Source organism: Exiguobacterium sp. SH3S3 (genome assembly GCF_004337115.1).
GTDB lineage: Bacteria > Bacillota > Bacilli > Exiguobacteriales > Exiguobacteriaceae > Exiguobacterium > Exiguobacterium aurantiacum_A.
In genome coordinates this window covers 36539-43969 of sequence record NZ_SJUU01000014.1, presented here as the reverse complement: position 1 = coordinate 43969, position 7431 = coordinate 36539, and the positions used below count along the sequence as shown (strand labels likewise).

At 48.3% G+C, this 7431-nt stretch carries 10 protein-coding genes and 2 rRNA genes; 11 read left to right on the top strand and 1 reads right to left on the bottom strand.

The genetic code is table 11. From position 1 onward, the window contains the following. The 11 genes from EVJ28_RS12520 to rsmI form a co-directional block, all read left to right on the top strand. Positions 1 to 123: ribosomal RNA gene (locus tag EVJ28_RS12520) — 23S ribosomal RNA — on the top strand; the annotation flags it as partial. Between the two features lie 51 nt (positions 124 to 174). After that, a 5S ribosomal RNA gene (gene rrf, locus EVJ28_RS12515) occupies positions 175 to 290 on the top strand. A gap of 84 nt (positions 291 to 374) precedes the next feature. Beyond that, complete coding sequence (locus tag EVJ28_RS12510; protein ID WP_236634156.1) at positions 375 to 1796, top strand: aminotransferase class I/II-fold pyridoxal phosphate-dependent enzyme; 1422 nt, start codon at positions 375 to 377, stop codon at positions 1794 to 1796. 2 nt (positions 1797 to 1798) lie between these two features. Next, on the top strand, positions 1799 to 2440 hold the full coding sequence (gene tmk / locus EVJ28_RS12505) for a dTMP kinase (protein WP_070329396.1): 642 nt from the start codon (positions 1799 to 1801) through the stop codon (positions 2438 to 2440). Next, positions 2437 to 2766, top strand: coding sequence for a cyclic-di-AMP receptor (locus EVJ28_RS12500; protein WP_070329395.1), 330 nt, complete (start codon positions 2437 to 2439; stop codon positions 2764 to 2766). The genes tmk and EVJ28_RS12500 overlap by 4 nt, the downstream gene beginning before the upstream one ends. Continuing rightward, entirely contained in the window at positions 2766 to 3776 is a 1011-nt protein-coding gene (locus tag EVJ28_RS12495) for a DNA polymerase III subunit delta' (protein ID WP_131458678.1), read from the top strand. Before EVJ28_RS12500 ends, EVJ28_RS12495 begins: the two co-directional genes overlap by 1 nt. Before the next feature lie 6 nt (positions 3777 to 3782). Continuing rightward, positions 3783 to 4613, top strand: coding sequence for a PSP1 domain-containing protein (locus EVJ28_RS12490; RefSeq protein WP_131458679.1), 831 nt, complete (start codon positions 3783 to 3785; stop codon positions 4611 to 4613). A 23-nt stretch (positions 4614 to 4636) separates the two neighbouring features. After that, a complete protein-coding gene (gene yabA / locus EVJ28_RS12485; RefSeq protein WP_016510808.1) occupies positions 4637 to 4972 on the top strand; it encodes a DNA replication initiation control protein YabA in 336 nt (111 codons plus the stop codon). Positions 4973 to 5037: 65 nt separating this feature from the next. After that, positions 5038 to 5772, top strand: coding sequence for a tRNA1(Val) (adenine(37)-N6)-methyltransferase (locus tag EVJ28_RS12480; protein WP_070329393.1), 735 nt, complete (start codon positions 5038 to 5040; stop codon positions 5770 to 5772). Then, positions 5765 to 6043, top strand: coding sequence for a GIY-YIG nuclease family protein (locus EVJ28_RS12475; protein WP_016510809.1), 279 nt, complete (start codon positions 5765 to 5767; stop codon positions 6041 to 6043). The genes EVJ28_RS12480 and EVJ28_RS12475 overlap by 8 nt, the downstream gene beginning before the upstream one ends. Beyond that, positions 6015 to 6884 carry a 16S rRNA (cytidine(1402)-2'-O)-methyltransferase gene (rsmI, locus tag EVJ28_RS12470; protein ID WP_131458680.1) on the top strand — a complete coding sequence of 290 codons (870 nt, stop codon included), beginning with the start codon at positions 6015 to 6017 and terminating at the stop codon, positions 6882 to 6884. Before EVJ28_RS12475 ends, rsmI begins: the two co-directional genes overlap by 29 nt. A 16-nt stretch (positions 6885 to 6900) precedes the next feature. Here rsmI and EVJ28_RS12465 read toward each other — a convergent pair whose 3' ends face one another. After that, positions 6901 to 7194 (bottom strand): transition state genes transcriptional regulator AbrB, encoded by a 294-nt coding sequence (locus tag EVJ28_RS12465; RefSeq protein ID WP_070329391.1) that lies wholly within the window; start codon positions 7192 to 7194, stop codon positions 6901 to 6903. Between the last annotated feature and the right edge of the window lie 237 nt (positions 7195 to 7431).

Below are 7431 nucleotides of genomic sequence, written 5' to 3'. Positions count from 1 at the left end.
GATGAGATTTCCCTTTGAGCAATCAAGAAAGACCCCTCAGAGACGATGAGGTAGATAGGTCATGGGTGGAAGCACGGCGACGTGTGGAGCTGAATGATACTAATCGGTCGAGGCTTTGATCTAGAAACGGTTTGAACTTGATGAGTCTTCAGTTTTCAGGGAACAATTCCCTTGTCTGGTGTCGATAGCGAAGCGGCCACACCCGTTCCCATGCCGAACACGGAAGTTAAGCGCTTCAGCGCCGAAAGTAGTTGGGGGTCTCCCCCTGTGAGGATAGGACGTTGCCAGGCCATATGAAGGACGACCAAGCACATGCTTGGTCGTCTCTTTTTGTATAATTTATGCGTACGGTTTCGGATAAGGAGGATTTCCACATGACTCGAAAGCCTAAAAATAATCCATTCACGTTTATGGAAATGCTTGAACAGCACGTTCGGGAAGGACGTGTGTCGTTTCATGTGCCAGGTCATCATAACGGGACCGTGACAGATGATAGCCTCCCGACAGCATTTAATAAAATCATGCCGTATGATTTAACCGAACTTGCACATCTGGATGACCTTCATCACGCTGAAGGGATTATCCAGCAAGGTGAAGAGGCTCTTGGGACCCTGTATCAAAGTAAGAGTAAGTGGTTAGTCAACGGATCGACCGTTGGCAACTGGAGCATGTTAGCTGCGACAGTCAAACGAGGTGAGCGGGTATACGTCCAGCGAAACTCACATAAATCAGTTTGGAACGCAATTGAATGGTTGGGCTTAGAGCCGATTTTATTGACTCCTGAACTAGAACGGGGCAGTGGTCTGCCGACAGTCGTGTCCCTTCGTACCGTCGAAGCGGCGGTTACGCAATATCCCGGAGGAAAAGCGTTACTGCTTACGTCCCCGACTTACTATGGGGATATGGCAGATGTACGGGCAATCAGTCGTTTTCTGCAGACGTTAACGATTCCTTTACTCGTAGACGAGGCGCATGGGGCACACTTGATTCATCCGAATCTTCCAAACCGCTCAGCGATTTTTGAAGGTGCGAGCGCTGTCGTCCAGTCCGCCCATAAGACACTTCCGGCATTCACGATGGGGGCCTGGATCCACTATAAGGAAGATATTAATGAATCGCGTTTATTTCATGCGCTCTCTTCCTTCCAAACGTCTAGCCCGTCTTACTTGATCATGGCGTCGCTTGATCATGCTCGAGCTTATCTCGAAAATTTGAGTGACCGAGATTGGTCACTGATTCAAACGAGTCATTTAGCTTTTATTATGGAAATGAGACGTGCCGGTTTCACAATAAAAGTGGGCGATGATTTCACAAAAATGACAGTGCTGACTTATCCGAAGAACGGTTTGATCTTTAGTAGACATCTATCTTCGATTGGAATTGATATTGAACTTGCAGCCGAGGACCATGTGTTATTCTGTCTGCCGTTCCGGGAATTAAAAACGCAAGAGATCCATCATTGGGTGAAGCTGATTAAAAATGCTTCTCAGCATGTCCCACTCATTGACGAGGATGAAACAATTTATCCGTTTCCGATGACGGAGCCTGTTTCGCGCCTTCATCTTATAAAAGAAGATACACACGTCGTGCGCCTTCCGTTCGATGAAGCGATCGGACTCGTTGCAGCTGAGACGATTATCCCTTATCCGCCAGGAATTCCTTGGATTTTAAAAGGTGAGACCGTGACGGATGAGAAAATTCGTGTGTTAAAAGAGTGGATTTCGTTGGGACGGAACCTCCAGGCGAACAGACATGTTATGATAAAACAAATTGATGTTATCGTAGAGGAGTTTTAAAAGTGAAAGGTATGTTCATCACTGTCGAAGGTCCAGACGGGTCTGGAAAGACGACGCAGTTGCAATTGCTGGCTAACGCCTTGACTAAAAAAGGGTATGAGGTTGTTATGACACGAGAGCCAGGAGGAACGAAAGTCGGGAATAGCATCCGGGAAGTGTTATTGTCTCCAGAACATGACGAAATGACACCACGCACCGAAATGATGCTGTATGCAGCGTCTCGTGCACAAAACGTGGATCAGGTGATTCGTCCGGCCATCGACCGGGGTGCCATCGTTGTTTGTGACCGGTTTGTCGATGCATCCATCGCGTACCAAGGGTATGGTCTTCAGTATGACTTAGAGCAAGTCGTATCGCTCAATAAGTGGGCGACAGCTGGGGTCACACCCGATTTGACTTTCTTATTCGACTTAAGTCCAGAGCAGTCGAGTCATCGCATGAAAGAACGCGGGCAGTTAGATCGAATCGAGAGTCGGGACGAGGCGTTTCATCAACGCGTCTATGAAGGTTTCTTGACGTTACTTCAACAAAATCCTGGCCGAATGGTCCGAATCGACGCAAGCCAGACGATTGAAATCATCCAAGATGAAGTGTTCGATATCACGATAGAACGACTACACGAAAGAGGAGTGAACGAATTATGAAAATGGTAATCGCAATCGTACACGATAAAGACAGCGCGCGTTTGTCAGACGCTTTAATTGAAGAAGATTTTCGAGCGACGAAATTGGCTACGACCGGAGGTTTTTTGAAGGAAGGCAATACGACGTTCATGATCGGTGTCCCGAAAGAACGCCTTGACGATTTGCTAGGTTTGATCAAATCGAACTGCTCAAGCCGCGATCAAATGATTACGCCAATCTCGCCTATGGGTGGACATGCCGATTCATACATTCCGTATCCTGTTGAAGTCCAAGTTGGCGGAGCGACTATTTTCGTCTTGCCGATTGAAGGATTTCATCAGTTTTAATGGGAATGGTCACACATATGCGATTCCAAGAGTTGACTGAATCACAGAAAGTCGTAGCAAAAGTGATTGAGAATTCGATTGCCGCTCAAAAAATCGGGCACGCCTACATTTTTTCGGGTGACTATGAACCTTATCTGATTGAAACGGCCCAATTATTTGCCAAGGCACTTTTTTGTGGGATGCCTAGCGGGGCTGAACCTTGTGGCGTTTGCCGAAACTGCAAACGGATGGATTCTGGCAATATCGTCGACTACATGGAAGTTGAACCGGACGGGGCCAGTATCAAAAAAGAACAAATCCAGCAGCTATTGAGCGACCTGTCGTTACGGGGAGCCGAGGGCGATCGTCAAGTCTATGTGATCCATCAAGCGCATAAGATGACGACGCAAGCAGCGAACAGTTTATTAAAGTTTTTTGAGGAACCCGGTGTCGGCAAACTCGCCATTTTGGTGACGACGCAACCTCAACTGCTTCTCCCGACGATTCGTTCACGGGCTCAACACTTAGTATTTCGCCCCATTGACCGGGTCCGCCTTGCTGAAAAACTGGCAGAAGAGATGCAATGCACGAACGATTTGGCACGTCTTGCCCTGACCGTTTATCCGAAATGGGACGATGCGCGCGAGGCACTTCACAACGACTGGTTTGTACAGGCGTACGGGCTAGTGGTACAATTAGTTGAAGTATTGACAAAACGGCCGCAAGAGTTGCTTTTGTTCGCCCAAGAGAAGTGGCTCGGTCACTTCAAAGGGCGCAATGAACTCCGAGTCGGCCTCGAACTGTTCGAAAGTTGGTTGGAGGAAGCTCTCCACTTCAAAGTTCGAACCGATTATGTCCCGGAACTGTTCACGAAAGAGCAGTCGTTATATACGGCTTTCGTGAATGATCGTCCGGTACACAAAATCGTCCATGCCATCGAATTCGTTCATGAAGCGATTCGACGGCTCGAGGCAAACGTCAATCCTCAATTAACGTTCGAACGGTTAACGTTCGATTTGCAGAAGGGATAGGAGAGCGTGCTTGAAGTAGTTGGAGTCCGTTTTAAAGAAGCGGGAAAAATCTATTACTTTTCACCAGGCGAAGCAACGCTTGAACGTGGAGACCATGTCATCGTCGAGACGGTGCGAGGAATCGAATACGGTGAAATCGTCCAAGTTGGTAAACAACTAGGTGAAGACGAAGTCGTCTTGCCGTTGAAAACGATCCTTCGTGTCGCCGATCAAAAAGATGCCGAAATCGTTCAAGACAACCAATTGGCAGCTGTTGACGCTCACGCCGTCTGTGAAGAAAAAATTCGCGAACATCGACTTGAGATGAAATTAGTAGATGTTGAGTATACATTTGATCGTAATAAAGTTATTTTTTATTTCACGGCTGAGGGGCGCGTTGATTTTCGCGAGCTTGTTAAAGACTTAGCGAGCGTGTTCCGGACACGGATCGAACTCCGACAAATCGGGGTGCGGGATGAAGCGAAGCTACTCAGTGGAATCGGTCCTTGTGGTCGAGTGCTGTGTTGTTCCTCGTTCTTAGGCGAGTTCGAACCGGTGTCTATCAAGATGGCCAAGGATCAAAACCTTTCCTTGAACCCTAACAAGATCTCCGGTGTATGCGGTCGTCTCATGTGTTGTCTCAAATATGAGAACGATACGTATGAAGAATTGAAACGAGACTTGCCAGACGTCGGGAAGCGAATCAAAATTCCAGAAGGTGACGGACGTGTCGTCGGTCTCAACATCTTGGATCAGTTGATTCAAGTCGAATTGAATGACCGGACTCGTGTTGTGACGTATACGATCGATGAACTCGTCGAAGTCGGTGCGGTCAAACGAAAACCGTTGAAACAGTGATGGGGTGCTGAGCAGTGGAGAGAATGGATAAAAAAGAAGTTATGATGCGGGTCGATGCCATCGAGCAACAGATGTACGTGTTGACGGAGCATTTAAGCGTGCTCAAAGAACAACTCGCCTATTTGCTTGAAGAAAACCAACATATGTATCTCGAGAACCATCACCTGCGTGAAAAGGTTGAGCAGCTTGCAGAAGTCGAAACCCCTGATGGCGATCCGCAAATCGCTTTGTCCGGAAAAGGACAGAACAACTTGGCGGCGCTCTATCAGGAAGGGTTCCATATTTGCAACTTGCACTACGGACAAGTCAGAAAAGATGGCGATTGCCTCTTCTGTATGTCGATGTTAAATAAGCATTAATCGGGGGCGATAGACGGAGGAAATCTCTGTCCGTCGCCTCTGTTGTTATATAGGAGGGAAACAGCGTGACTGTAAAACAAGGGGAGCGCCTTGACGATTTGCTTGGACGCCCTGGTAAAATCATCCAAAGTGATGATGTCTTTTCATTCTCATTGGATGCGGTGCTACTCGCCGAATTCGTTTGGGTACCGATTCAACAAGGAAAGTTGGTCGATTTATGCGCTGGCACCGGCGCAATCCCGCTCTTTTTATCTTATCGGACGAAAGGGACGGTGACGGGCGTCGAGATTCAGCCCCGGCTCGTCGACATGGCGAATCGCAGCATTGAGGTGAACGGTCTCGAAGAGCGGCTTCACATCATCGAAGGAGATGTGAAAACGGCCGCCTCCAGTCTCGGCCATGCCCGTTATGATGTTGTGACGTGTAACCCACCTTACTTCCTGGCCAATGAGACGTCGCTTCGCAATCAAAATGAGCACCATACGATTGCTCGTCATGAAGTACTCTGTACGCTTGAAGATTGCATTCGTTCGGCAAGTCAGCTTGTGAAGCCAGGCGGGAAAGTCGCGTTCGTCCATCGGCCCGAACGGCTGCTCGATATCGTCACGCTCATGCGGGCATACCGCATTGAGCCGAAGCGGATGCAGCTCGTCTATCCGAAGGCAGGACGAGATGCGAACACATTACTTATAGAGGGGTCTAAAGATGGAAAACCAGGACTCACGATCTTACCTCCGTTTATCGTTTATGAGGAAGATGATACGTATACGAAAACGATGCGAGACATCCTCGATGCGTAACTATTATGCGTATATTCTCGAATGCAGTGACCAAACCTACTACACCGGTTACACGACCGATATCGAAAAACGGGTCACTGTACACAACGCCGGTAAAGGTGCGAAATATACGAGGGCGCGTCTCCCGGTCAGTCTTCGATACGTCAAGTCGTTCGAGACGAAACAGGAAGCGATGCGGTATGAATGGTCGATCAAACAATTGACCCGCGCTCAAAAACAGCAGCTGATGGAGGGGACGACCAATGAATTCACAGAAAAGTTATCAAACTGAGGGGCCGACGCTTTATGTCGTACCGACACCGATCGGCAACTTAGAGGACATGACGTACCGGGCCGTCCGCATCATGCGTGAAGTCGATTTGATTGCGGCCGAAGACACGCGGCAAACGATGAAACTATGTCGTCATTTCGAGATCGAGACGAAATTGGTCAGCTATCATGAGCACAATAAGCAAGTGAGCGGACCCCGTTTAATCGAAGACATTCAAAACGGTAAGTCCGTCGCCGTCGTATCGGATGCGGGCATGCCTGGTATTTCAGATCCGGGGAGTGACCTCGTCCGACTCGCGATCGAGGCGAAGCTACCGGTCGTCGTCTTGCCGGGTGCGAACGCGGCACTCACAGCACTCGTCGCATCTGGCCTCGCGACAGAACGGTTCTTATACTATGGTTTTTTACCTCGTAAAAAGAAAGAGCGGACCGAAGTGTTGGCTTCCCTTCAATATGAACCGGGCACGCTCATCTTTTATGAGGCGCCGCATCGGTTGAAAGAGATGTTGACCGGGGTGAAGGACGTACTCGGTAATCGCGAAATCGTGCTCGGTCGAGAGTTGACGAAAACGTTCGAAGAGTTTTTAAGAGGCACGGTTGAAGAGGCGCTCGCTTGGTGCGAGGGTGAGGTGCGTGGTGAATTCGTCGTCATGGTGAGCGGCTCTACAGAGTCTGCACCGACGAGCGACTGGTGGGAAACGCTGTCGCCTTTAGAGCATGTCGATCGGTACATCGAAGACGGACTCAAACCGAACGCGGCCATTAAGCAAGTCGCGAAAGAGCGTGGCTTGGCACGAAGCGAAGTCTACGATGCGTATCATCAAGTCGACAAAAAAGAGTAAGCAAGGATTCCCTTGCTTACTCTTCGCTGTAGTAGTTCTCGAGCATGTTTTTCAACTCGACGAGAACGCGCTGTGCGCCTTCAGGTGAAAGGATGAGTTTTCCGTCAGCCAACTTGAAGTTGTCGTCAGATACTTCGCCTGTCACTTGGCATGTCATGTTCGGTTTGTATTTTTTCAAGATGATTTGTTCGTTGTCGACGTAAATTTCGAGTGCATCTTTTTCAGCGATACCGAGTGTCCGCCGCAATTCAATTGGAATAACGACGCGCCCGAGCTCGTCAACTTTCCGTACAATACCTGTAGATTTCATTTTGTATTTCCTCCTCCAATGATGTCGAAATCTCGTGGTGACATGAATCGTCAAAATTCGACAATGTGGCTATAGCAAAAAGCATACTAAACTTTCCAATTGCAGTCAACTGCTTACTATTGGAAATACACATTTTCGAATAATGACGATAAGGGAATCGTATATCCATAAAATTCCCCGATTATTTGAACACGAAACAAAGAAAGGGTTTTTTTGGAACATTCTTTATGAATCAGC

What these genes read in the sequence shown, in the direction of transcription:
- EVJ28_RS12500 (WP_070329395.1), top strand. Translation starts at nt 2,437, where the DNA reads ATGAAAATGGTAATCGCAATCGTACACGATAAAGACAGCGCGCGTTTG.
- rsmI (WP_131458680.1), top strand. Translation starts at nt 6,015, where the DNA reads ATGAATTCACAGAAAAGTTATCAAACTGAGGGGCCGACGCTTTATGTC.
- EVJ28_RS12465 (WP_070329391.1), bottom strand. Translation starts at nt 7,194, where the DNA reads ATGAAATCTACAGGTATTGTACGGAAAGTTGACGAGCTCGGGCGCGTC.
- EVJ28_RS12475 (WP_016510809.1), top strand. Translation starts at nt 5,765, where the DNA reads ATGCGTAACTATTATGCGTATATTCTCGAATGCAGTGACCAAACCTAC.
- EVJ28_RS12510 (WP_236634156.1), top strand. Translation starts at nt 375, where the DNA reads ATGACTCGAAAGCCTAAAAATAATCCATTCACGTTTATGGAAATGCTT.
- yabA (WP_016510808.1), top strand. Translation starts at nt 4,637, where the DNA reads ATGGATAAAAAAGAAGTTATGATGCGGGTCGATGCCATCGAGCAACAG.
- EVJ28_RS12495 (WP_131458678.1), top strand. Translation starts at nt 2,766, where the DNA reads ATGGGAATGGTCACACATATGCGATTCCAAGAGTTGACTGAATCACAG.